Origin of the sequence: Pseudaquabacterium terrae, from assembly GCF_013266755.1 — a bacterium.
Lineage (GTDB): Bacteria > Pseudomonadota > Gammaproteobacteria > Burkholderiales > Burkholderiaceae_C > Pseudaquabacterium > Pseudaquabacterium terrae.
Genome location: NZ_JABRWJ010000009.1, coordinates 114,597 through 136,453, shown reverse-complemented (window position 1 = coordinate 136,453; position 21,857 = coordinate 114,597). Strand labels below are relative to the sequence as shown.

At 70.7% G+C, this 21,857-nt stretch carries 19 protein-coding genes; 11 read left to right on the top strand and 8 right to left on the bottom strand.

Features of this window, described 5'->3' with window-relative positions:
• Nucleotides 1–8 precede the first annotated feature (8 nt).
• Together HLB44_RS27335 and HLB44_RS27330 are read right to left on the bottom strand one after the other, a co-directional pair.
• Nucleotides 9–1,571, bottom strand: coding sequence for a formate dehydrogenase beta subunit (locus HLB44_RS27335; protein WP_173130415.1), 1,563 nt, complete (start codon nt 1,569–1,571; stop codon nt 9–11).
• Nucleotides 1,568–2,029: a formate dehydrogenase subunit gamma gene (locus HLB44_RS27330; RefSeq protein ID WP_343051583.1), complete on the bottom strand. Its 462-nt coding sequence runs from the start codon at nt 2,027–2,029 to the stop codon at nt 1,568–1,570. Before HLB44_RS27330 ends, HLB44_RS27335 begins: the two co-directional genes overlap by 4 nt.
• Nucleotides 2,030–2,162: 133 nt before the next feature.
• On the opposite strand from HLB44_RS27330, the gene HLB44_RS27325 reads away from it, so the two are divergent.
• The gene (locus tag HLB44_RS27325; protein ID WP_173130412.1) at nt 2,163–3,266 is read left to right on the top strand and encodes a substrate-binding domain-containing protein; all 1,104 of its coding nucleotides are present in this window, start codon (nt 2,163–2,165) and stop codon (nt 3,264–3,266) included.
• A gap of 95 nt (nt 3,267–3,361) precedes the next feature.
• Here HLB44_RS27325 and HLB44_RS27320 read toward each other — a convergent pair whose 3' ends face one another.
• Both HLB44_RS27320 and HLB44_RS27315 read right to left on the bottom strand, forming a co-directional pair.
• A complete protein-coding gene (locus HLB44_RS27320; protein WP_173130409.1) occupies nt 3,362–3,904 on the bottom strand; it encodes a thioredoxin domain-containing protein in 543 nt (180 codons plus the stop codon).
• Nucleotides 3,905–3,974: 70 nt separating this feature from the next.
• The gene (locus tag HLB44_RS27315; protein ID WP_173130406.1) at nt 3,975–4,547 is read right to left on the bottom strand and encodes a carboxymuconolactone decarboxylase family protein; all 573 of its coding nucleotides are present in this window, start codon (nt 4,545–4,547) and stop codon (nt 3,975–3,977) included.
• 88 nt (nt 4,548–4,635) lie between these two features.
• Here HLB44_RS27315 and HLB44_RS27310 point away from each other — a divergent pair, with 88 nt between their 5' ends.
• Nucleotides 4,636–5,511, top strand: a complete 876-nt coding sequence (locus HLB44_RS27310; protein WP_173130403.1) for an AraC family transcriptional regulator — start codon at nt 4,636–4,638, stop codon at nt 5,509–5,511.
• A gap of 94 nt (nt 5,512–5,605) precedes the next feature.
• On the opposite strand, the gene HLB44_RS27305 is transcribed toward HLB44_RS27310, so the two are convergent.
• Nucleotides 5,606–6,520 (bottom strand): LysR family transcriptional regulator, encoded by a 915-nt coding sequence (locus tag HLB44_RS27305; RefSeq protein WP_173130400.1) that lies wholly within the window; start codon nt 6,518–6,520, stop codon nt 5,606–5,608.
• A 90-nt stretch (nt 6,521–6,610) separates the two neighbouring features.
• Between HLB44_RS27305 and HLB44_RS27300 the strand changes: the two genes are divergently transcribed.
• The 3 genes from HLB44_RS27300 to HLB44_RS27290 all read left to right on the top strand — a co-directional run bounded on the left by HLB44_RS27300 (nt 6,611) and on the right by HLB44_RS27290 (nt 10,765).
• Nucleotides 6,611–8,035: a M20 family metallopeptidase gene (locus tag HLB44_RS27300; RefSeq protein ID WP_343051582.1), complete on the top strand. Its 1,425-nt coding sequence runs from the start codon at nt 6,611–6,613 to the stop codon at nt 8,033–8,035.
• 137 nt (nt 8,036–8,172) lie between these two features.
• Nucleotides 8,173–9,834: a serine/threonine protein kinase gene (locus tag HLB44_RS27295; protein WP_173130393.1), complete on the top strand. Its 1,662-nt coding sequence runs from the start codon at nt 8,173–8,175 to the stop codon at nt 9,832–9,834.
• A 61-nt stretch (nt 9,835–9,895) separates the two neighbouring features.
• On the top strand, nt 9,896–10,765 hold the full coding sequence (locus HLB44_RS27290; protein ID WP_173130390.1) for a hypothetical protein: 870 nt from the start codon (nt 9,896–9,898) through the stop codon (nt 10,763–10,765).
• Here the strand turns inward: HLB44_RS27290 and HLB44_RS27285 are convergent.
• Complete coding sequence (locus HLB44_RS27285; RefSeq protein ID WP_173130387.1) at nt 10,732–13,182, bottom strand: EAL domain-containing protein; 2,451 nt, start codon at nt 13,180–13,182, stop codon at nt 10,732–10,734. The two genes, HLB44_RS27290 and HLB44_RS27285, sit on opposite strands and share 34 nt — an antisense overlap.
• A 198-nt stretch (nt 13,183–13,380) precedes the next feature.
• Between HLB44_RS27285 and HLB44_RS27280 the strand changes: the two genes are divergently transcribed.
• The 6 genes from HLB44_RS27280 to HLB44_RS27255 all read left to right on the top strand — a co-directional run bounded on the left by HLB44_RS27280 (nt 13,381) and on the right by HLB44_RS27255 (nt 19,433).
• The gene (locus HLB44_RS27280; RefSeq protein ID WP_173130385.1) at nt 13,381–14,145 is read left to right on the top strand and encodes a uracil-DNA glycosylase family protein; all 765 of its coding nucleotides are present in this window, start codon (nt 13,381–13,383) and stop codon (nt 14,143–14,145) included.
• Nucleotides 14,146–14,416: 271 nt separating this feature from the next.
• A complete protein-coding gene (locus HLB44_RS27275) occupies nt 14,417–15,430 on the top strand; it encodes a PEP-CTERM sorting domain-containing protein (RefSeq protein ID WP_173130382.1) in 1,014 nt (337 codons plus the stop codon).
• A gap of 218 nt (nt 15,431–15,648) precedes the next feature.
• Nucleotides 15,649–16,137: a hypothetical protein gene (locus HLB44_RS27270; protein WP_173130379.1), complete on the top strand. Its 489-nt coding sequence runs from the start codon at nt 15,649–15,651 to the stop codon at nt 16,135–16,137.
• Nucleotides 16,138–16,209: 72 nt separating this feature from the next.
• A complete protein-coding gene (locus HLB44_RS27265) occupies nt 16,210–16,488 on the top strand; it encodes a YkvA family protein (RefSeq protein ID WP_217283821.1) in 279 nt (92 codons plus the stop codon).
• 153 nt (nt 16,489–16,641) lie between these two features.
• Entirely contained in the window at nt 16,642–17,988 is a 1,347-nt protein-coding gene (locus HLB44_RS27260) for a DUF2868 domain-containing protein (RefSeq protein WP_173130376.1), read from the top strand.
• Nucleotides 17,985–19,433, top strand: coding sequence for a GTPase domain-containing protein (locus HLB44_RS27255; RefSeq protein ID WP_173130373.1), 1,449 nt, complete (start codon nt 17,985–17,987; stop codon nt 19,431–19,433). Before HLB44_RS27260 ends, HLB44_RS27255 begins: the two co-directional genes overlap by 4 nt.
• Before the next feature lie 45 nt (nt 19,434–19,478).
• Here the strand turns inward: HLB44_RS27255 and HLB44_RS27250 are convergent, their stop codons facing one another.
• Both HLB44_RS27250 and HLB44_RS27245 read right to left on the bottom strand, forming a co-directional pair.
• Complete coding sequence (locus HLB44_RS27250) at nt 19,479–20,690, bottom strand: hypothetical protein (protein ID WP_173130371.1); 1,212 nt, start codon at nt 20,688–20,690, stop codon at nt 19,479–19,481.
• Nucleotides 20,687–21,760, bottom strand: a complete 1,074-nt coding sequence (locus HLB44_RS27245; protein WP_173130368.1) for a hypothetical protein — start codon at nt 21,758–21,760, stop codon at nt 20,687–20,689. The genes HLB44_RS27250 and HLB44_RS27245 overlap by 4 nt, the downstream gene beginning before the upstream one ends.
• Nucleotides 21,761–21,857 lie beyond the last annotated feature (97 nt).

Below are 21,857 nucleotides of genomic sequence, written 5' to 3'. Positions count from 1 at the left end.
GAGACCTTTCAGGCCGCTTCGCGGTCCGGGGCGGCGAGGCCGAAGTCCTGCGGGTAGTGGTCGAGCGCGGACAGCACGGGGTAGGGCGTCATGCCGCCCATCGCGCACAGCGAGCCGTGCAGCATCGTGTCGCACAGGTCGCGCAGCAGGATCACCTGCTGCGGCCGGTTGTGGTTCGCGACGAGACGGTCGATCACCTCGACGCCGCGCGTCGAGCCGATGCGGCAGGGTGTGCACTTGCCGCAGGATTCGAGCGCGCAGAATTCCATCGCATAACGCGCGAGCCTGGCCATGTCGGCCGTGTCGTCGTGCACGACGATGCCGCCATGGCCGAGCACCGCGCCGACTGCCGCATAGGCCTCGTAGTCGAGCGGCAGGTCCCATTGCGACTCGGGCACGTAGGCGCCGAGCGGCCCGCCGACCTGGATCGCCTTGACCGGTCGGCCCGTGGCGCTGCCGCCGCCGAAGTCCATCACCAGCTCGCGCAAGGTCAGGCCGAACGCCTTCTCGACCAGCCCGCCGAAGCGGATGTTGCCGGCCAGCTGGAAAGGCAGCGTGCCGCGCGAGCGGCCCATTCCATAGTCTCTGTAGTACGCGGCCCCTTGCGCCAGGATCAGCGGCACCGAGGCCAGCGTGATGACGTTGTTGACAACCGTCGGCCGGCCGAACAGGCCGGCGATCGCCGGCACCGGCGGCTTTGTGCGCACGATGCCGCGCTTGCCTTCCAGGCTCTCGAGCAGCGCCGTTTCTTCGCCGCAGACGTAGGAGCCGGCCGCTTTTCGAACGTGCAGCACGAAGCGCCGGCCGCTGCCGCCGACGTCGTCGCCGAGCCAGCCGGCGGCTTCGGCACGGTTGATCGCTTCAGTCAGCGTCGCCAGCGCATGCGGGTACTCCGAGCGCACATAGACGTATCCCTCGGTCGCCCCGGTCGCGAGACCGGCGATCGCCATGCCCTCGATCAGCAGGTACGGGTCGCCCTCCATCACCATGCGGTCGGAGAAGGTGCCCGAGTCGCCCTCGTCGGCATTGCAGACGATGTATTTCTGCGGCGCGTCGGCCTGCAGCACCGTCTTCCACTTGATCGCCGCCGGAAACGCCGCGCCGCCGCGGCCGCGCAGGCCGGCATCGGCCACCTGCTGCACGATGGCGGCCGGGTCCAGCGCGATGGCCGCGCGCAGGCCGGCCCAGCCGCCGTGGGCCGCGTAGTCATCGAGCGACAGCGGATCGGTGATGCCGATCCGTGCGAAGGTCAGGCGCTCCTGGCGCTTCAGGTAGGCGATCTCTTCGGTCAGGCCGTGGCCGAGCGCATGCGCGCCGCCGTGCAGGAAGCCGGCATCGAACAGCGCCGGCACGTCCGCCGGCATCACCGGACCGTACGCGATCCGGCCGGCCGGCGTCGCGACCTCGACCAGCGGTTCGAGCCAGAACAGGCCGCGCGAGCCGTTGCGCACGATGTGCACGGCGATGCCGCGTTGCGCGGCAACCGCCGCGATGCGCTCGGCGACGCGATCGGCGCCGACCGCGAGCGCCGCAGAATCGCGCGGCACATAGATCGTGATCGGCGCGGTCATGCCGGTACCTCGGTGCCGAGCAACTCGTCGAGCCGCTCGGGCGTCATGCGCGCATGCACCTCGTCGTTCAGCATCACCGCCGGCGACGAAGCGCACAGGCCGAGGCAGTACGCCGCCTCCAGCGTCACGCCCCCATCCGCACTGCGGCCATGCAGGCCGCAGCCCAGGCGCTGCTGCGCATGCGCGAGCAGCGCGTCGGCGCCCATCGCCTGGCAGGCCTCGGCGCGGCAGACCTGCAGCACGCGCGGCGCCGGCGCTGTCGAGCGGAAGTGGTGGTAGTAGGTGAGCACGCCGTGCACCTCGGCGCGCGACAGGTTGAACTCCTCGGCAATGCCCGGCACGGCCGCCGGCGGCACGTGGCCGAGCGCGTCCTGCACCGCGTGCAGGGCCGGCAGCAGGCCGCCCGGGGTGTCCCGGTGCGCGGCGGCAATGATTCGGGCGCTTGCGGCAAGGTCCACGGGCAGTCTCCTTCAATAGGCTCTTCACGGCATAAGGCTGTGAAGCGCTGCGGAGGCAGTCTATGGACCGTGCACGTGGGCGGCAATATGATCGGAGTCCGCACGTTAATAGGCTCTGAGCCGCATATTTCAAATGCACGAGGTGCGCATTCGCCCGCAATGGACCATCCGCGCCGGCACGGGCGCCGCGCTGCCGCCGCGGGTGATCGAGCTGCTCGTCGGCGTGCACGAGCACGGCAGCCTGGCCGCCGCCTGCCAGGCCAGCGAGGTGTCGTACCGCCACGCCTGGGAACTCATTCGCCAGGGCGAGACCCTGTTCGGCGACCCGCTGGTGGTGATGGAGCGCGGCAAGGGCTCGCGCCTGACGCCACTGGGCGAGAAGCTGGTGTGGGCCGATCGCCGCATCCAGGCGCGGCTGACGCCGATGCTCGATTCGCTGGCCTCGGAGCTCGGCGCCGAGATCGGCAAGCTGCTCGCGCCGCTGCCGGCGCTGCTGCGCATCCACGCCAGCCATGGTTTCGCCGTCGCCACCCTGCAGCGCTTTCTCGCCGACGCGCAGGTGCCGAACGACCTGAAGTACTGCAGCAGCGTCGAGGCCCTGGCCGCGCTGCGCAACGGCGCCTGCGACATCGCCGGCTTCCACGTGCCGATCGGCGAGTTCGAGGCGCCGGTGCTCGAGCACTACCGCAGCTGGCTCAACGCTCGCACGCAGAAGCTGATCACGATCGCCACGCGCCGCCAGGGCCTGATGGTCGCGCGCGGCAACCCGAAGAAGATCTATTCGCCCGCCGACCTGGTGCGGCCGGGTGTGCGCTTCATCAACCGCCAGGCCGGCTCGGGCACGCGGCTGCTGCTGGACCTGCGGCTGCGCTCGCTGGCGATCGATCCGCTGCGCATCGCCGGCTACGAGCAGGTGGAGTTCACGCATGCCGCGGTGGCGGCCTTCGTCGCCAGCGGCATGGCCGATGTCGGCTACGGCGTCGAGACGCCGGCGCGGCAGTTCAAGCTCGATTTCATCCCCGATCAGATCGAGCGTTATTTCCTGCTGTGCGATGAACGCTCGCTGGCGGCGCCGGTGGTGCAGGCGCTGCTCGAGGTGCTGCGCGGCGCGGCCTTCCGCGAGGCGGTGGACCAGCTGGCGGGCTACCAGGCCGACGATTGCGGCCGCGTGCTCGAGATCGGCGAAGCATTTCCCGCGTCGAGCGCCGACAGTTCAGGCAGTCGGTATCCCGCATAGAGGTCGCGTCACGTCGGCAGCGCCGCTCCCCTGCATCAGTGGCGCGAGCAAGCCGAGATCCTCGAAAGCCAGGTGTCGCAGCGCAACCAGCGTCTTCATGGGTGGCAGGCGTCGCCGTCACACCGGCCATCTCGAACGTGCTCATCGGCCATGACCTCGGGCTGGTACGGCCGTTCCAGCAACTGCCCCACGACGGCGCCGAGCGTGAGGTCGTCGATGCGGCCGAAGTGGCTCAGTCGGGCCTGTCCGTACCGGTCCAGCAGCACGAGACTGGGCGTGCCCCGCAAGCCCCAGGCTGCCATCGTCCTGGGCACGGTGCCGTGTGGGTCGGCTTCGTCGACGCCGATCGGGAAGCGCAACTGGTACTCGTGGATGAAGGCCTGCAGCGCATCCGGCCCCATCACGGGATGGTGTTCGAAGACCGTGTGCAGGCCGATCACCGCGAGTTGATCCGCCGAGAAAGCCTCACGCAGCCTCATCGCCTGGGGCAGGCCATGGGCCACGCAAGCGGGACACAACATCTGGAAGGTGTGGACGGCAACCACCTTGCCACGCAGCTCGTCCAGCGCGATCGGCTTCGGTGTGTTGAACCAGCGACTGACGTGAAGCTGCAGTGCGGATGGGACCGGACGATCCATGGCTCTCTCCACGAACGCAATGTACGCCCGGCGTCGACACGACGCCGGGCGCTGGAACGCTGCGGCCCGATCAGGCCGCGTGGCGCAGCTTGATCGAAGGGAAGTCCACCGGCACGGCGAGCGCGACATTCACGTAGTTGGTGAACAGGTTCAGCGCGACGTGGGCCAGGATCTCGACCACCTGCTCGTCGCTGAAGCCGGCATGGCGCAGGTCCTGCACATCGGCGCTGCTGACCTGGGCGCGGTGATCGACCACCTTGAGCGCAAACCGCAGCGCAGCCTGGGTCTTCGGGTCGCTCGACTGGCCGGCCTGGGCTGCCGCCATCTCTTCGCCGCTCGCGCCGACCTTCCTGCCCAGCGCGGTGTGAGCGGCCAGGCAGTACTCGCACGCATTGCGGTCAGCCACCGCGACGGCGATCTGCTCGCCGAGCCTGGCGCCGAGGGTACCGGCGCCCAGGGCGCGGAACGAACCCCACATGCTCTGCAGGGCCGCGGGCGAATTGGCTACGGCGCGGAACATGTTGGGCGTGGTTTCGAAGGCTCCGTGGATCTGGTCGAGCAGCGCCTTGCGGTCGGGCGTGGTCTCGGCGCGGTCGATGAGGGGAACACGATTCGTGAACAGGGCGGGTCGTGTGGAAAGCATGGGATCTCCGTGGGTGGCAGGACCCCAGTGTGGGCGGCAAGTCCGTATCATTGGATGCATATCGTCCACAGAACATTGCTGATCGTCCATGGCAGGCGCTTCCAGTGATCGATCGCTGCCCACCGTCGACCGCCTCTCCGCGCTGCTCGAGCGCTTTCGCGTGCGCGCGCACCTGTTTTTTGCCGGGCCCCTCTGCGGCATCACCCACTTCGCCGCGGAGCCGGGTCGGGCGTTCCTGCATGTGCTGCGTCGCGGCGACATGGTGGTCACCCACCGGGCTCGCAGCGGCGCGCCGCGCAAGATCAAGGTGTCCGAACCCACCCTGCTGTTCTACCCGCGCCCCCTCGATCACGAGTTCCATCATGCGCCCAGCGACGGCAGCGACTTCGTCTGCGCGACGCTCGACTTCGACGGTGGCAGCAAGCACCCGCTCGTGCAGGCGCTGCCGGCGCTGGTGACGCTTCGACTGCAGGAGGTCGAAGGCATCGAGCAGACATTGGCCCTGCTGTTCGGCGAGACCGAGCGCGTGCGCTGTGGTCGGCGGCTGCTCGCCGACCGGCTGTTCGAGGTCCTCTTGTTGCAGATGCTGCGATGGCTGCTGGATCACCCTGCGCAAGCCGGCATTCACGAAGGCCTGCTGTCAGGCCTGTCGCATCCGAAGCTGGCTCGAACGCTCACCGGCCTCCATGAACGGCCAGGCCATGCGTGGATGCTGGAGACCATGGCGGCCGAGGCGGGCATGTCCAGGAGCGCGTTCGCGGCGGAGTTCAAGGCGGCGCTCGGGACCACGCCCGGGGACTATCTGCTGCGGTGGCGTGTTTCAGTCGCGCAGACGATGCTGCGCGGTGGGGTGTCGGTCAAGGCGGTCAGTGATCACCTGGGTTACACGAGTCCCGCGGCATTCTCGAGAGCCTTCTCCCAGGTCGTCGGGGCTTCGCCGCGAGCATGGTTGAAGACCGTTTGAGTGCTATCTCTGAAAGTGCGCGGCCGGTTGGCAAGGGCTGCGCGTCTCTTGCTGGCGCTCTGCGAGGCGAAGCGTTTCCGACGCCGAGCGGCGACTAGATTTCAACGCCGCTCAACTGCCGCGTCAGGTGCTCGACGAACGAGCGCACCGCGGCCGGCAGCGTGCGGCCGGCGAGGGTCTGCACCTCGATCTCGCGCTGCTCCAGGCCGGGATCGGCGAGCGGCCGCGCGGCCATCAGCCCGGCCGCGACGAAATGGCGCACCGAGACCTCGCCCGACACCGCGAGCCCGCCGCCATGCAGCACGAAGTTGTGCAGCGTGACCATGTTGTTGGTCGTCAGCACCGGCTCCAGCAGCACGCGCCGGCGGCTGCAGGCCAGGTCGATCAGCGCGCGCAGCGTCGTCTGCGCCCACGGCAGCGCGAGCGGACAAGCCTGCATCTGCTGCAGCGTGACCGACTCGGCCGCAGCCAGCGGATGGCCCGGCGGCATCAGCACCAGCACCGGCGAGGGCTGCTGGTACTCGACCTGGATGCCGGGCTCCGGGGCGCGGCTGAAGGTCAGCCCGATGTCCGCCTCGCCGTTGCGCACGGCTTCGGAGACGGCAGCGTGCGAGGCCGCGTTCAGCTCGAACAGGATCCCGGTGTGCTCGCGCCGGAATCCGATGATCGCGCGCGGCAGGAAATCGTTGGCGAAGGCCTCGGTCGCGGCCAGGCGCACGCGGCCGCTGCGCAGGCCCTGCAGGGCGCGGATGTCCTCGATCGCGCGTTCGGCATCGAGCAGCGTCTGGCGCGCGTGGCCGGCCAGGATCTCGCCGGCCGCGTTGAGCACCATGCCGCGCGAGTGGCGCTCGAACAAGGGCGTGCCGAGCGCCTGCTCCAGCCCCGCGATCTGCCGGCTGAGTGCCGAGGCGGCGACGTGCAGCCGCTCGGACGCGAGCGTGAGCGACCCGCTGCGTGCCACCTCCAGGAAGTAGCGCAGCGCAGTCTCCTGCAGTTCGTGGGCACGCAAGCGCGGTCTCCCTCCGCTTTGCCGTGGCGGCAAGGCTGGTTTCGATTATCGATGCTGGTGCCGGCGCGGCTTCGCACGCACAGTTCCAGCGTGACGAGGAACCTGGCCATCCAGCGGGCCCAAGCGCTGATCGACTCCGGCGCCTTCGCGGCGGTGCTGGCGCGACGCGTGCGCTACGCCACCGAGAGCGAAGAGCCCGATGCCGCTGCCGGCGCGCTGCAGGCCTACCTGGATGCGGAGATGGTGCCGTCGCTGGCCGTGCTGGGCTTCGCGCTGCAGCTGGTCGATAACCCGGTGGATGAGCGGCTGCCGCTGCTGATCGCGCAGCGCATCGAGGCGCCCGGGCTGCCGACGGTGCTGATGTACGCGCACGGCGACGTCGTGCGCGGCCATGCCGCGCAGTGGCGCAGCGGCCTCTCGCCCTGGGAGCTGCGCATCGAGGGCGAGCGCTGGTACGGCCGCGGCACCGCCGACAACAAGGGCCAGCACAGCATCAACCTGGCCGCGCTCGAGCAGGTGCTCGCGGTGCGCGGCGGCCGGCTCGGCTTCAATCTCAAGCTGCTGGTCGAGATGGGCGAGGAGGCCGGCTCGCCCGGCCTGCGCGAAGTCTGCGAGCAGCACCGCGAGACGCTGCGCGCCGACCTGTTCCTCGCCAGCGACGGGCCGCGCCTGCAGGCCGGGCGGCCGACGCTGTTCCTCGGCTCGCGCGGCGCATTCAACTTCGAGCTGCGGCTGACCTGCCGCGAGCGCGCCTTCCATTCCGGCAACTGGGGCGGTCTGCTGGCCAACCCGGCGATCGTGCTGGCGAACGCGCTGGCCAGCCTGGTCAACGCGCGCGGCCGCATCCGGGTCGAGGCCTTGCGGCCCACCGGCATCCCGGCGGCCGTGCAGCGCGCGCTGCGCGACATCGAGGTCGGCGGCGGCGCCGACGACCCGGCGATCGACCGCGACTGGGGCGAGCCCGGCCTGCGTCCGGCCGAGCGCGTGCTGGGCTGGAACAGCCTCGAGGTGCTGGCGATGACCGCGGGCAACCCGGCGCAGCCGGTCGGCGCCATTCCCGGCAGCGCGCGCATGTTCTGCCAGCTGCGCTTCGTCGTCGGCACGCGGCTCGCGGACATCGCGCCGGCGCTGCGCTCACACCTCGATGCACAGGGCTTCGGCGCGGTCGAGCTGCACGTCGGCGCGCAGGGCGAGGCGACGCGGCTCGATCCCGACGACCCCTGGGTGCACTGGGCGCTGGAGTCGATGCAGCGCACCACCGGCCAGCGCCCGGCGCTGCTGCCGAACCTGGGCGGATCGCTGCCGAACGACATCTTCGCCAACGTGCTGGGCCTGCCGACGCTGTGGGTGCCGCACTCGTACCCGGCCTGCGGCCAGCATGCGCCGAACGAGCACCTGCTCGAGCCGGTCGCGCGCGAGGCCCTGGGCCTGATGGCCGGCTTGTTCTGGGACCTCGGCGACGCGGGCACGACGATGCGCGATCGCCGCGCGGCAGCCGAAAACACAACCGCCTGAAGCTTCGACCTCGCAAGCGGAGGTAAGCCTTCGCCGTGCCTTGCGCACAGGCGTGGTGACGATCCCGACACTACATCGGCTAACAGGTCGCGCCCCGGCTGGGCCGGCGTGCGGCGACCATCGATGCGTCCATGCCGATGAGTCGACCCGACCCGCTGGCCCTTCCGGCCGACGGCGGTGCTCCGCCGGGCCACCGCCTGGGCTGCTTCGAGCTGCAGGGCGTCGCCCGCCGGGATGCCGACGACGTGGTCTACCGCGCGTGGGACCATGAGCTGCGCATCGCCGTGGCGATCAAGGAGCACTTTCCGCTGGCGCTGGCGCGGCGCCAGGCCGACGGGTACGTGGTGCCACTCGATGGCCGCAGTGCGGAGGAGTTCCGGCGCCGCCTCGAGGCCTTCGTCGATGAAGCCCGCCTGCTGGCACGCTGCGACCACCCCTCGCTCGTGCGCGTCAGCCATCTGCTGCGTGCCCACCGGACGGCGTACCGCGTGATGCCCTGGCACGGCGGCAGACCCTTGCTCGACGTCCGCCGCGACATGCCGCACCCGCCCGACGAAGCCGCGCTGCGCCGGCTGCTGTCGAACCTGCTCGGGGCGCTGGAGGCCTTTCAGCGCATCGGCGCCGTGCACGGCGGCGTGAACCCGTCGCGGATCCTGCTCGACAACGAGGGTCGCGTCCTGCTGCTCGGCCCGGTGATGCACCGGCGCAGCGGGACGGGCGATCACGTCGATCCGCCGGCGAATTCCCTCGCGGGCAGCTTTCTCGCGCCGGAGCAGCGCTTGGCCGTTGGCGAGCGTCGTGCCGGACCGTGGACCGACTTTTTCGCGCTGTCCCGCGTCGCGCGCTTCCACATCACGCGCATGCTGCCGCCTCAGGTCGACGAGCCCGCGCCGGAGCCGTTGGCCGCGACCGTCGAGAAGCTGTACTTCGACACGCCCGGCGTGCGTTACGGCGAACGCTTCCTGCGCGCGCTGGATGCCGCCGCCTCCCCGGTCATCGACGAGCGGCCGCAATCGGCCGCCGAGTTCCGCGAGTGGCTGGATCGCGGTACGCCACGGTTGGCGGTTCGGTCCGCGTCCGCAGCCACAGCGCCGCCTGACATCATGCCGCCGATGCCTGCAGCGGCGGCCGCGGCCGATCCGCAGCCGGCTGCCGATGCGCCATCCGATGAAGCTGCGGTCGATCCGGAGACCGCCGACCTGATCCGGCGCGTTCTGGATGCGATCCCCGAGCGCAGCGGGTCGCCGCCCGCTGCGCGCGCCGCAGCCGCGTCGGAGGATGGCCTGGCCGATCCACCGCCGAAGTCGCCGCGCAGGCGCCGCTTTGCCGGCAGCAGCCTGCTGACCGCCGTCGCGCTGCTGGGTGTTCTCGCCGCGATCGCCTGGCAGGGGCCGCGGTCGCCGGCGGGATCGGCCGAGCAGCTTGCAGTGGCGCTCGAGTCGGCCGGCTCGACACCGGCGGCAACGGTGGAGGCGCCGCCGGAGACGGCGCCGCCGGGCGAGACCGTGGCGGCGCAGGCGGCGGGACCGGCCGCAACGAAGCCCGAAGCGGTCGCCCGGACCGTTGCCACCACCGGTTCAAGTGCGGCCAGCGCGGTCGGCCCGGCCGGGTCGCGCGGGTCTCGGCTCACCGAATCGAAGGTCCGCCCGGCGAAAGTCGCCGCGACCAGCCCGAGGGCGGTCTGCGCCGAACGCAGCGACTTCGCCCGCCTTCGCTGTGTCGAGCAGCAGTGCGCCAAGGCGCGCTGGAAACACCACCGGCAGTGCATGCGATTCCAGATGGCCGACCGCGCCGGTTGATCCGGCGCAGCCGGCGAACGCGTCGTGCGCCGCCTTGCACCCCCGAGAGACAATCGCGGCCATGACCATGGCGTCGCTCGTCTCCCCGCGCCCCGTGCCCTCCGAAGCCGCTGCGAGCCGCCTGCGCAGCGAGTTCGCGCGGCTGTATCTCCCGCCTGCCACGCCGCAGCCCGGGCAGCCGCCAGCGGCCGCCGATCTGGTCGATGCGCAGGGCTGCACGCGGGCCCTCGTGCTCGAGCTGGGATCACCTGCTGAATGGGCCCCGCTGCGCGCCGTCTGGCAGGGGGTGCAGTCCGAGCTCGGCCAACCCGCGCCGGCGATCGCGGTCTGCGGCGCGGGTCTGCAGCTGTGGTTCTCGGCGCCGGCGCCGGTCTGCGCCCGCACCGGCCGGCGCTTTCTCGAAGCGCTCTGCGCACGCTACCTGCCGACCGTCGCGCGGCACCGCCTGCGCCTGTACCCGACCATCGACGCCACGACGCCGGAGCAGCAGCAGCCGCAGCATGCGCCCTGCATTCCTGCGCCGCTGCCGGGGGCGACCACCTGGTCCGCGTTCGTGACGCCCGACCTGGTGCCCGTCTTCGAGGACACGCCGTGGCTCGACAGTGCGCCGAGCGACGAAGGCCAGGCCGCGCTGCTGGAGCGCTTGAGCGTCATGACGGCGGGTTCGCTCGAGTCCCTCGGCGACGCGCCCGCGGACGAAGCGGTCGGCGCCGCTGTGCTGCCGCCGGATCCCGTCCTGCGGCCGATCGCAGACGCGCTCGCCACGGCGCAGCAGGGCCGCCAGTCCGCGCGGGCCTTTCTGCTGCGGGTGATCAACGACGAGACCGCAGTGCTTGCCGTGCGTGTCGAGGCCGCGCGCATCCTGCTGCACGAGCCGCACGAGCCGCACGAGCGCGATCAGCAACGCAACGCTTGCGCCGGAACCGGGTGACGCTCGGCCGCGGCCGGCCGGATCCAGTCTTCCAGGCGGGGGCGGCTGCGCCACGCCGTGCTGAACGCGAGCAGCTCGTCCCAGGGCATGGGGCGGGCGATGCCGAAGCCCTGGAACTCGCCCACCCCCAGCACGCGCAAGGTCCGCGCCTGTTCGAGGGTCTCGACGCCTTCGGCGACCAGCGGCAGGCCCAGCACGCGCGCCAGCGCGATGATGGCTTCGACGATGCACAGCGCGTTCGCATCGGCGGGCAGGTGCTCGACGAAGGACCGGTCGACCTTGAGCTTGTCCACCGGCATGCGGTGCAGCTGGGAGAGGCTGGAGTAGCCGGTGCCGAAATCGTCCAGGCACACGCACACGCCCACGTCCCGGATGCCTTGCAGCACCGCGTGGCTGGTCGCGACATCGCGCATGGCCATCGACTCGGTGAGCTCCACGCCCAGGCGGGCGGCGCTGACTCCCGCAGCGCCCAGCAGCTGCTCCAGCTGTTCGGGCAGGCGCGGGTTCAGCAACTGGTCGGCGGCCAGGTTGACCGTCACCCAGGCCGGCGCGCCGGCGGCACTGCCCGACAGCATCTTCAAGGCCCGCTGCAGCACCCAGTGGCCCAGCGCGTCGCACATGCCGTGCGACTCGGCCTGCGGGACGAATGCGGCAGGCGACAGCAGCCCCCGGGTCGGATGCTGCCACCGCACCAGCGCCTCGGCGCCGAGCGCGCCGGGCGCCAGCGCGCTGACGATGGGCTGGTAATGCAGCACCAGCTCGTCATCGGCCAGCGCGCGCTCCAGCTCGCGCATCAGCGGCGGCCGCTCGCGGACGATGGAGGCCGAAGGCACGCCGACGTGATAGCCGTTCTTGCCGCTCTGCTTGGCGCGGTACATCGCGGCGTCCGCCGCGAGCAGCAGCGAGCGCCCGTCGCTGCCGTTGTCGGGGTAGTGGGCGATGCCCACGCTCACCGTGAGGTTCACCGTCGCGCCGCCCAGCCCGTAGGGCCGTCGAACGGCAGCCAGGATGCGCTGCGCCAGCGCCTCCGCCTTGCCGGGCTCCACGTCGCCGGCCAGCACCATGACGAACTCGTCGCCGCCGATGCGGAACACCTCGTCCTGCCGCCGCACGGCGTCGCGCAGCCGCTCGGCGGCCTGCCGCAGCAGCTCGTCGCCCATGAAGTGCCCGTGCCGGTCGTTCACCGCCTTGAAGCCGTCCAGGTCGAGGAACAGCACCGACACCGGATCGCCCCGGCCTTGCGCGCCGGCCAGCGTGTCGCTCAGGTGGAGCTCGAGCGCCTCGCGGTTGAGCAGGCCGGTCAGCGCGTCCGTATGGGCCTTGCGCGCCAGCTCGGTGTTCCGGCGCAACAGCAGCGAACGCTCGCGCTCTCGCGCTTCGCGCTGGGCGGTCACGTCGCGGCAGACGATGACGGTTCGCGGGCCATCGGCCGCGTCCAGCGCGCCGAAGGAGACTTCCAGGCCCATGGCCCGGCCATCGGCGTGAAGCCCGGTGAGCTCGTGCATGGCCTCCAGCGTCCCCGAAGCCGGCGCGCGGGCCGTCCCGGGCAGGCCGCCGGGGATGAATCGGTCGACGGGGCTGCCCCGGGCGGCGTCCGATGCACATCCGAACAGCTGCTCGGCCGCTCGATTGAACAGCACGATCCGTTGCGCGCGATCCACCGTCACGACGGCCTCGTGCACGGCGCGCATCAGGCCGGTCATCTCGGCCTCGCGCCGCCGCAGCGCATGCATCACGCTGCGGATGTAGCGTCCTCCCAAGGTGGCGAGGATGGTGGCCGTCAGCAGGTTCAGCCCCAGCAGCAGGCGTTGCACGAGCCGTGACGCCTGCCCGAGCTCGTCCGAGAACTCGCGCTCCAGCTGTGTCAGGCGCTGGTTGATCTCGGGCACCCGGGCGGCAAGGGTGCGCATCGCCGGGGCATCGGGCTGACCGTCCCGCACGCCCTGCCGGGCCGCCTGCACCAGGGCGTGAAGCTCCGCGATGGCGGCATCGCCCTCGGTCCAGACGGCGATCGCCCGGGCCATGAACGGCACTTCGTGGGCCCACACGAAGAGCCGGATCAATCCGGGGACATCGTCGGGATGGTTCAGCCCCTCGATGAATCCGTCGTGGGCCGCATCGCGGTCTGGCATCGGCTGCTGCAGCGCCCGGCGGGCCTTCGCATCGCCTTCAGGCACGACCAGCGCGGACAGGAACTGCCGGTAGTCGGCCTCGCTGTGCGACCGGAGGTAGGACTGCACATGCAGCAGCGCGTCCTTCTGGCCCTTGGAATACAGGCTCTCGCCCGACACGTAGGCGCGCACCGACGACAGGATGTCGATGCTCAGGATGGCCAGGGCCACCTGCAGCAGCACGATGACGCCGAACACGGCGCCCACCGACTTGAGTTTTTCGGGGATCCTGAGGAGCCGGCCCACGACGGAGCCTCCAGCGACGAGCAGAACACCCATCTTCGACGGATGGCCCCGCGCACTCAAGCCCGGATCGCGCTGAAACCACGCGCCTGCATGCAGCTTGTGGCGGCCGACAAGGACTCCCTACGCAAATCACCAAGGCGCCCGACAGTCCGCCCGTAGGGAAAGCCAAGCCGGTATGCACCGACTCATACTCGGCCAATGGCATCGCCCATCGCGCAACAACTCCTGATCGCTGGACGCGCGCTCTCGCGCTCGCTCGCGGCCTTGAGCTTTCCGCCGCCAGTGGCGCACGTCTACGATCCCTTTCAGTACGCCTGGGCGCCGTATGAGGCGTACATCAGGCGTTATGGCGACACGCGCAAGCGCGTCGTGCTGCTCGGCATGAACCCGGGGCCGTTCGGCATGATGCAGACCGGCGTGCCCTTCGGCGAGGTGGCGGCCGTGCGCGATTGGCTGGGCATCGTCGAGCCGGTGCAGCGGCCGGCCCACGAGCACCCCGCGCGCCCGATCGCCGGCTTCGATTGCCCTCGCTCCGAGGCGAGCGGCCGGCGGCTGTGGGGCTGGGCCGCGCGTCGCTTCGGCACGGCGGCGGCCTTCTTCGAGCACTGGTTCGTCCTCAACTACTGTCCGCTCGTCTTCCTGGAGGCATCGGGCCGCAACTTCACGCCCGACAAGCTGCCGGCCGCAGTCCGCCGCGCGCTCACCGAGGTCTGCGACCGCCATCTCGCCGCGGCACTGCAGGCGCTGCAGCCTGAATGGGCGATCGGCATCGGCGATTTCGCGGAGCGACGATTGCGCGCCGTGCTGCAGACCGATCGCGTCGAGGCCGGTCCGGCATGCGCGATCAAGCTGTCGCGCATCCTGCACCCGAGCCCAGCCAGCCCCGCGGCGAATCGAGGGTGGGCCGATGCGGTCGACCAGACGTTCGCGCAGCTGGGCGTGCTACCAGAGACGCGCGACTGATTTCAATTCACACGAATCGTCACTCATTGCAATCATTCATTGAATGCCGGATTTGTGCGAAAACGTAGTGAAGGGCAATTGGCGTGCCTGTCGATTCCGCATTGGGAGCGCCCCCGTCGATACCTTTTACAGGTCAATCGGTACGATCGCTCGGCGTGAATTCAAGTCGTTGTTATCTATCGCATTTCAATAACTGGCGCGGCAATTGCTTGGGGTAATCGGCAGTAGCGATTTGAATTGCTTTCGATACTCAACCGATCGGGCAATGACCATGAAACCCCTGAAGAACTCGGCCTGTCGCGCCCTGGCTGGCGCAGGTTTGTTGCTGACGTGCGGCATGTTGGGGCAAGGGATATTGCCCGACGAAAGGGCCGCCTCGTCTGACCTGTTGCCCTTCGATCCGGGCGCCTTCATGACCGCTGTGGCCGATCCCGGGGATGGCAGCGTCACGATCGCAGGCGTGCTGCTGCCCGCGCCGGCGGGCTCCACCGTCGAGTGGCTGGCCGCGCTGGGACTGGATTTCGGTGTCGCGACGGTGGCCGACCCCGACGCACCGCGCAGCGGAGACTTCGCCACGCCGACAAACGGCGATTCACGGGCCATCGCGGCCGTGGCGGGCCTGCTGGCCGGTGCCCCTGTGTCGGGCGGGGGGATCGCACTCCCGAGCCTGCCGTCCTTGCCCGGCGTCGCGGGCGGCCACGACCCGCGTGACCGCGACGGCGTTCAGCCGATCATCGCGGCGCTGATCGAGCCCAATGGACGCATGGAGCCATCGTCGGTGGGCGAGCCTCCCGGCTCGAACACCCCCGACATCCTGGCCGCGATCCCCGGGGTGCTGCCGGCCGATGCGTTTGACCCGGCCCCATCGGACCTGCGCAGGGTCGCCGCCATCAAGCCGAGCGATAGCTTCGGGCCTCGGAAGCGCGAAAACCTGGGGGCATTGCCCGCAGGGCGTCCCGTGGCGGCCGCAAACCGCCCGTCAGGGTCGCCATTCGGTCCCGGGGGTCCGTGGGGTCCTGGCGGCCACGGTCCGGATGATCCGTTCGAGCGGCTTTTCGAGGGGCCCGGCCGGATTGCCGACCCCATCGGCGATGGCGGACAACCACCGAGTGAATGGGGGAATCCCGTCGCCCCGATCGGTGGCCCCGACGGCACCGGCCCGAACGACGTGGTCGCTGCGGTCGTGCCGGAGCCGGCCAGCCTGCTGCTGCTGGCCCTGGCGCTGCTCGGACTGGGCGGTGTGACGCGGCGCCGAGCCGAGCAGGCCCCGCCCCGCCGCCGGTAACAGCGCGAAGGTGCGACGGCGCTCGCCTCGCACCGCGCTCCCGAACGCCGCCGCAGGCTTCCCCCACGGCAACGCCTTGGCGCAATGCGCCTGAGCGCGACTTTTGAGGCAGGTCGCAGCTCGCCACCCGTTTGCGGGTGGCGCGCCGCCATGGGCACGAGGTTTGCCATTCGCAACAGAGTGAGGCGGAACGTTGCATGCCGCCAGGAGGAGGAGTGATGCGCGTGTCGACCATGGCCGGCAAGGAACGAATCGTCCAGGTGTGCAGCAGCCTGTTCACCGCGGTGGGCGACGCCTGGCACCGCGCCACGACCAAGCCGCCGCCGTCCACGCTGCCACTGCAGTCGCCTCCCGCGACCGGCCGCCGCCACTTGCGCCGTGCCGCGCCGCCGTTGTGCGCGCCGTTGGTGGCGCCGACCGCGATCGAGCTGTCGCGCGTGATCGAGGCCGTCAGCCGCGACCATGCCGGCGTCGCCAGCCTGCGCATCGTCGTGCTGGCGCTGAAGCGGCCGAATGGGTCGTTCGAACAGGTCAGTGACGCGGTGCTGCGCCAGGCGCTCGCCGAGTTGCGTTGGATTGCGCGCCGCGCGCGGCCGACGCGCACGCTGGCGCATGCGCTCGACCAGCTGCAGCGGCAGGTACTCGAGCGCGAGATCCAGGCCTGGTGCGACAACGCCCAGCCCGTCCGGCGCTCCACCCGGTCGTAACCGCTTGTGCAGGCACCCTTGACACCGGCCGGCGCTGCCCCACCTGAGCCCCGGGCGACCGAGGAGCGGACGATGGTGTTCAAGCGGCTGGTCTTGTGGTGGAGCGTGCTGCGCGGCGATGTGCGGCGACTGTGGTTCGCGCTGCGCCATCCCGCCGCGCCGTCCTGGTTGAAGCTCGGGACCGCGCTGATCGTGCTGTACGTGCTGTCGCCGATCGATCTGCTGCCCGACGCCTTGCCGGTGATCGGCGTGCTCGACGACCTGGTCATCGTGCCGCTGGCGATCCGCTGGTTGCTGAAGCGGCTGCCGCCGGAGATCAGCACCGAAGTGGAACGCCCGCGCCGGCGCTGACGGCGCCGCTACAGTGGTGGATGGTCAGCCCCCAGCTCACTTCGTTCGCGGCCCCCAAGGGGCGCTCGGTGCCCTTCGGACGGCCGGGCGGGCACCGATGACCCCCCAGCTCACGTCGCTCGCGGTCTCCCAACGGAGCGCGGGCCGGCACCGATGACCGAAGACGAGGCCCGCCGCGTGCTGCTGGCAAGAGCCTTCGAGTCCGGCGCCGCGACCTCCGTCTGGACGCTGGACGATCGCGCCTGGGCCACTCGCGCGTCGCTGCAGGACCTGGGCAGCGCACAGGATTTCGAACGCTTCGTCGTCGTGCGCGCCGGGCACGCACTGCAACGGCTGCTGCCGCGGGATGCCGCCGCGCGGCGCTGGATCGACCGGCGCCGCTGGCCCGCCCGGGGTCTGCTGGCGGCGACCGTGCTGCTGTCGTTCGCACTCGGGCTGCTGGCCGATCGCATCGGGCCGCAGCAGCGCATCGATCTGCTGGCGCCGGCGGTGTGGCTGATCGTGCTGTGGAACCTGGGCGTCTATGGCATGTTGCTGCTGCCGTGGCGCGCGCGGAGGCTTCCGGGGTGGTCGCTGCGCGCGGCAGGGCCGGCGGCGATCGGCGCGAGCTGGGCCACGCAAGCCGCGCCCTTGACGCGCGCACGCATGGCGGCGTTGCTGCACGTGGCCGCGGCGCTGCTCGCGGCCGGGCTGATCGCCGGGCTGTACCTGCGCGGCCTCGGACACGACTACCGCGCCGGCTGGCAGAGCACGTTTCTCGACGCGTCGACCGTGCAGGCGGCGCTGAGCACCCTGCTGGCACCGGCTGCCGCGCTGACCGGCATCGCGGTGCCCGACGTCGCACCGCTGCGCATGCTGCCGGGCAGCGCGCCGGCCGGCCACGCGGCACCGTGGATCCACCTGTTCGCGGCGACGCTGGTGCTCGCGGTGGTGCTGCCGCGGCTGCTGCTGGCGGCCATCGCCGCGGGGCGCGCGCGCTCGCTGGCGCGGCGTTTTCCGCTCGCGCTGGACGGCATGTACTTCGACCGCCTGCGGCTGCTGCAGCGTGGCGAGCAGCGTTTGATCGCCGAGGTGCAGCCGCATGCCGCCGCACCGTCCGCGCAGGCGGCCCTCGGCCTGCGCGCGCTGCTGGCGCTGGAGTGGGGCGCCGGCGTCGAGCTGCGTTTCGCCGACCCGCTGCCCTACGGTGATGAGGACCAGGCGGCGCGTGCCGCGGCGCCGGGTGCCACGCTGCGTCTGGCCTTGTTCGATCTGGCTGCCACGCCCGAGCCGGAAACCCACGGCAAGCTGCTGGCGGCGCTGGCCGGTTCGCTGCCGCTGGTGGCGATCGTCGACGAAGCGGCGTTCAAGCGCCGCTTCGCCGCGATGCCGGAGCGGCTGCGCGAGCGCCGCGCGCTGTGGAAGCGCCTCGCCGAGGCGCACGGTGTGCGCGTGGTCTGCGTCGACCTCGAAGGCGACGTGCAGGCCGCCGCCGCCGACCTGAAAGCGGCGCTGGCATGACCCCCACCACCGCGCTGCGCCTGTCGCTGGTCTCGCACACCAACGTCGGCAAGACGACGCTGGCGCGCACGCTGCTGGGCCGCGACATCGGCGAGGTGCGCGACGCGCCGCACGTGACCGAGTTCGCCGAGATGAACGTGCTGCTCGAGACCGCCGCCGGCGACCAGCTGCAGCTGTGGGACACGCCCGGCTTCGGCGACAGCGTGCGGCTGCTGCGGCGGCTGCAACAGCGCGCGACGCCGCTCGGCTGGTTCCTCGCCGAAGTGTGGGACCGCTGGCGCGACCGGCCGTTCTGGTCCAGCCAGCAGGCGCTGCGCCACGTGCACGACGCCAGCGACATCGTGCTGTACCTCGTCAACGCCGCCGAGTCAGTGGCGACGGCCGGCTACGTGAAGCCCGAGCTCGAGCTGCTGTCGTGGCTGGACAAGCCGGTGATCGTGCTGCTGAACCAGATGGGCGCGCCGCGCGCCGCGGCCGACGAGCGCGCCGACGTCGAGCGCTGGCGCGTGTGGGTCGCCGCGTTCGCCCAGGTGCGCGACGTGCTGCCGCTCGACGCCTTCGCGCGCTGCTGGGTGCAGGAAGGCGCGCTGCTCGAAGCGATCGGCCGCGCGCTGGGTGGCGATGCGCGCCTGCAGCGCCTGCACGCCGAATGGGCGCGGCAGCGGCTGGCCCGCTTCGATGCCGCGATGCATGAGCTGGCGACGAGCCTGGGCCGCATCGCCGCCGCGCGCGCGCCGCTCGACGACGGCGACCGCGGCCTGGAGCGCTTCATCCCGGGCCGGCGCCGTGCCGCCTCCGCCGCCGAGCGCCGGCTCGCCGAGGCGCTGGACGCCGAGGTCCGCGCGAGCACCGCGCGGCTGCTCACTTTGCATGCTATCGACGGCCGCGCCACCGGCGCCATCCTGAAACGCGTCGCGTCGCAGGTGCAGCTGCGCAAGCCGGTCGGCGAACCGGCGGCGACGCTGGTCGGCGGCGTCGTCGGCGGCGCGTTGTCCGGCCTGGCGGCCGACCTGATGGCCGGCGGCCTGACGCTCGGCGGCGGCATGCTGGCCGGCGGCATCCTCGGTGCGCTGGGCGCCGCCGGCGCGGCGCGCGCGATCAACGTCGTGCGCGGCACCGGCAGCGGATTCGCCGCGTGGAGCGACAGCGCGCTGGCGCCGATCGTGCAGGCGACGCTGCTGCGTTACCTCGCCGTCGCGCACTTCGGGCGCGGCCGCGGCGAATGGGTCGATGGTGAAGCGCCGGCGCACTGGACCGCACTGGTCGACGAACTGCTCGCGGCGCGCGAGCCGGCGCTCGCGGCGCTGTGGGCCGGCCGCGCGACGACGCTGGACAACGCCGGCGAAGCCGAGCGGCTCGGCACGCAGCTGCAGCCGCTGCTCGCCGGCCTGACGCAGGCGCTGCTCGAGCGCCTGTATCCCGGCAGCTGGCCGGCTGCTTCATGAAGTCGTGTGCGGTCTTCAGCGCATCGCCGGTCGCGGCCGTGCAAGTCACTTCAGCAGCAGCTCGGACAAGCTCGACTTCTTGACCTTGGACAGCTCGTCGACGATCTGCTGCTTGCGGCCGTAGTACTCGCCGGCGAGGGGAACGCTGATGACGAGGCTCCATCGTCCGCGACTGGCCTTGGTGACCGCCAACGAGAAGTCGTTCCAGTGGAACATCGGCCCATAACCCAGCTCGGCTTCGCGCTCGGTGCTGGTATAGGTCGCGGCAAGCGACAGTCCTCTCCGGCCGCGCATCTCGGCCGATGTCTCACCGGCCCAATCCCAGCGATACCAGCCGATCAGCTCGACCACGAGGGCTGGCTTCAGCTCGCTGGACTTCGTCGCCGTGCGCGAAAACCGGACCGCGGGTTCGGGATGCAGCAGGATCAGCTGCCTTGTCGGGACGTCGCAGAAGCCGATCGACGTACCGGAACCATCCTTTTCGCAGGGCGCCTTGCCGCCGGCACCGAGCAGCGGACCATCCATCAACGCCCCATTGACGAAGACCTCCCACCAGTACAGGGGGTGTGCGTCCTTCCGGTACGCTTCCCAACGCTGAAGCCTGACGCGACCCGCCGCGAAGTGCTGGAGGGTGAAGGGGCTCTCCAGGTGCACATCCAGGCGCCGGACCAGGTTGATCACGCGGATCGCCGCTACACGACTCGCAAACGCGCTGCACGGCTTGGCGTTTTCGCACGCCGTCGGGGCCGCCAGCACGTCGAACTCGGTACCGGCCAGTTCGATGACCCCCTGCGGGGCATTCCATTTGCTCGGCACCAGGTCCTCGCTGGCCTTGCGCCATGCGCCGGCATCGGCAACCTGCGCGAGCTGTGCCGCCCGGGCCCGCACGAAGCTGAGCTCGGTAGCCAGCGCGGTCCACAGCGCCTGGTCGAATCCTTCCTTCGACTGCAGCGCGATCTCGGTCAGCAGAAGGTCCAGGGCCGCCTCGACACCTTGGGTGTGCGTGACGGCAACCGGCTTCTCGAGACTGCCGACGAAGGACTGCGTCAGGGCATGCTTGTCGCGGTCGGTATTGCCGAGGCACCGCCTCAGCGAGACCGCGCGGCCGGTGTAGTTCGGCACGGCTTCATCGGCGGAAGGGACCTCGCAGGGCGCTGCCGCAGCGGGCTGCGCCGGCTGTGCTGCCGCACAGGACAACCACAGCCACAGGCACAGCGCGGCGGCATGCGGGCCGATCCGTGTTCCGGACGTGCTCATGACTGGCGCTCCCCGTCAGGGTTCGGATCGTTCGACTTCAGCAGCAACTCGCGCAGGCTCTTCCAGAGCGCGAGCTGGTTCATCAGGTCGGGGTCGAGCTTCAGCAGCAATCCGCCCAGCGCGTCCTGCACCTTCTGCTTCACGACGTCGTCGCCGAGCTGTTCCCATTCGGCGATCGCCTCTTCCTCCTCCTCGTCCGAGATCAGCGAGGGATGCGTCAGCTGTCGAAGCAGCGGCACGTGCACCCGCGGATGGCTGAGGTAGTGGGTCAACGAGTGGATGTTCTCGCTGAGCACGTCGTCTTCCTGCAGCCACACATCAAGGTACGTCTTGTCCTTCTTGCCCGGCTGGAACCACGCGTCAGGTGGATCGAAAGGCCGCAGCCGGGCGACCGGATCCAGGCGATGCCCGACATTCGTTAGCCGGAAGCACCAGCCCTCCGACAACTTCAGGTTGGGCGCCATCGCGGGCACGTAGATATTCGGCCCTCGCTGCCACAGTGCCGCCACCACGTTGGCGACCATGAAGACATTGTTCGGGCGCGCCGACGGCGGCAGTGGACTGCTGTCCGTCATCATCGCGTGAAACGCCTCGTAGGCGACCAGCGTGCCGAGCGAGTGAGCGATGACCGTGTACTCGATCGGCTCGCCCTTTTTCGCAGGCTCCTCGAACACCCGGCCGATCTGGTCCTGCACCAGCGTCATCACCTCCTCGGTCACCGGCCGCGCAAAGCGGTACAGCGCGACATCGAGAATGTGGGTGCGCAGGAAGTTGTCGCCCGTGGCCGCATCGGCCAGCTTGATCAGATTCTTCGCGAAACCTGTGGTGATCTTCAGCGCCTGGGCCGCCGCGGCCGCGTCCTTCGCAAGCTCGGCCCATCGCTTGCGCCAAGCTTCGAAGACCTGGTTGTAGTTGAGCTCATGGATCTCGAAGTCGCCGACCAGGTCCGCGGTTCCGGTGTACTGCTGAAAGAGCGCTCGGATCCCGTCCTGAACGCTCGGCTCGCCGGCTTTCGACCAACCGTCCTCGAAGTTCCCCATTCCATGAACGAGAAAGATGTGATGGGCCACGGCGCCTCCCCTGCAGAAACGGCTGACTGGAGCGCATGCTAGGGCCCAGGGGAAGGCGGTGCCTCCTTCATTCTGGTGACGGGCGGGCCGGCGACGC

Excerpts from the sequence above, each read along its gene's own strand:
- HLB44_RS27335 (WP_173130415.1), bottom strand. The coding sequence starts at position 1,571 with ATGACCGCGCCGATCACGATCTATGTGCCGCGCGATTCTGCGGCGCTC.
- HLB44_RS27290 (WP_173130390.1), top strand. The coding sequence starts at position 9,896 with ATGACCATGGCGTCGCTCGTCTCCCCGCGCCCCGTGCCCTCCGAAGCC.
- HLB44_RS27265 (WP_217283821.1), top strand. The coding sequence starts at position 16,210 with ATGGTGTTCAAGCGGCTGGTCTTGTGGTGGAGCGTGCTGCGCGGCGAT.
- HLB44_RS27325 (WP_173130412.1), top strand. The coding sequence starts at position 2,163 with ATGCACGAGGTGCGCATTCGCCCGCAATGGACCATCCGCGCCGGCACG.
- HLB44_RS27310 (WP_173130403.1), top strand. The coding sequence starts at position 4,636 with ATGGCAGGCGCTTCCAGTGATCGATCGCTGCCCACCGTCGACCGCCTC.
- HLB44_RS27320 (WP_173130409.1), bottom strand. The coding sequence starts at position 3,904 with ATGGATCGTCCGGTCCCATCCGCACTGCAGCTTCACGTCAGTCGCTGG.
- HLB44_RS27250 (WP_173130371.1), bottom strand. The coding sequence starts at position 20,690 with ATGAGCACGTCCGGAACACGGATCGGCCCGCATGCCGCCGCGCTGTGC.
- HLB44_RS27255 (WP_173130373.1), top strand. The coding sequence starts at position 17,985 with ATGACCCCCACCACCGCGCTGCGCCTGTCGCTGGTCTCGCACACCAAC.
- HLB44_RS27270 (WP_173130379.1), top strand. The coding sequence starts at position 15,649 with ATGCGCGTGTCGACCATGGCCGGCAAGGAACGAATCGTCCAGGTGTGC.
- HLB44_RS27280 (WP_173130385.1), top strand. The coding sequence starts at position 13,381 with ATGGCATCGCCCATCGCGCAACAACTCCTGATCGCTGGACGCGCGCTC.
- HLB44_RS27275 (WP_173130382.1), top strand. The coding sequence starts at position 14,417 with ATGAAACCCCTGAAGAACTCGGCCTGTCGCGCCCTGGCTGGCGCAGGT.
- HLB44_RS27260 (WP_173130376.1), top strand. The coding sequence starts at position 16,642 with ATGACCGAAGACGAGGCCCGCCGCGTGCTGCTGGCAAGAGCCTTCGAG.
- HLB44_RS27315 (WP_173130406.1), bottom strand. The coding sequence starts at position 4,547 with ATGCTTTCCACACGACCCGCCCTGTTCACGAATCGTGTTCCCCTCATC.
- HLB44_RS27295 (WP_173130393.1), top strand. The coding sequence starts at position 8,173 with ATGAGTCGACCCGACCCGCTGGCCCTTCCGGCCGACGGCGGTGCTCCG.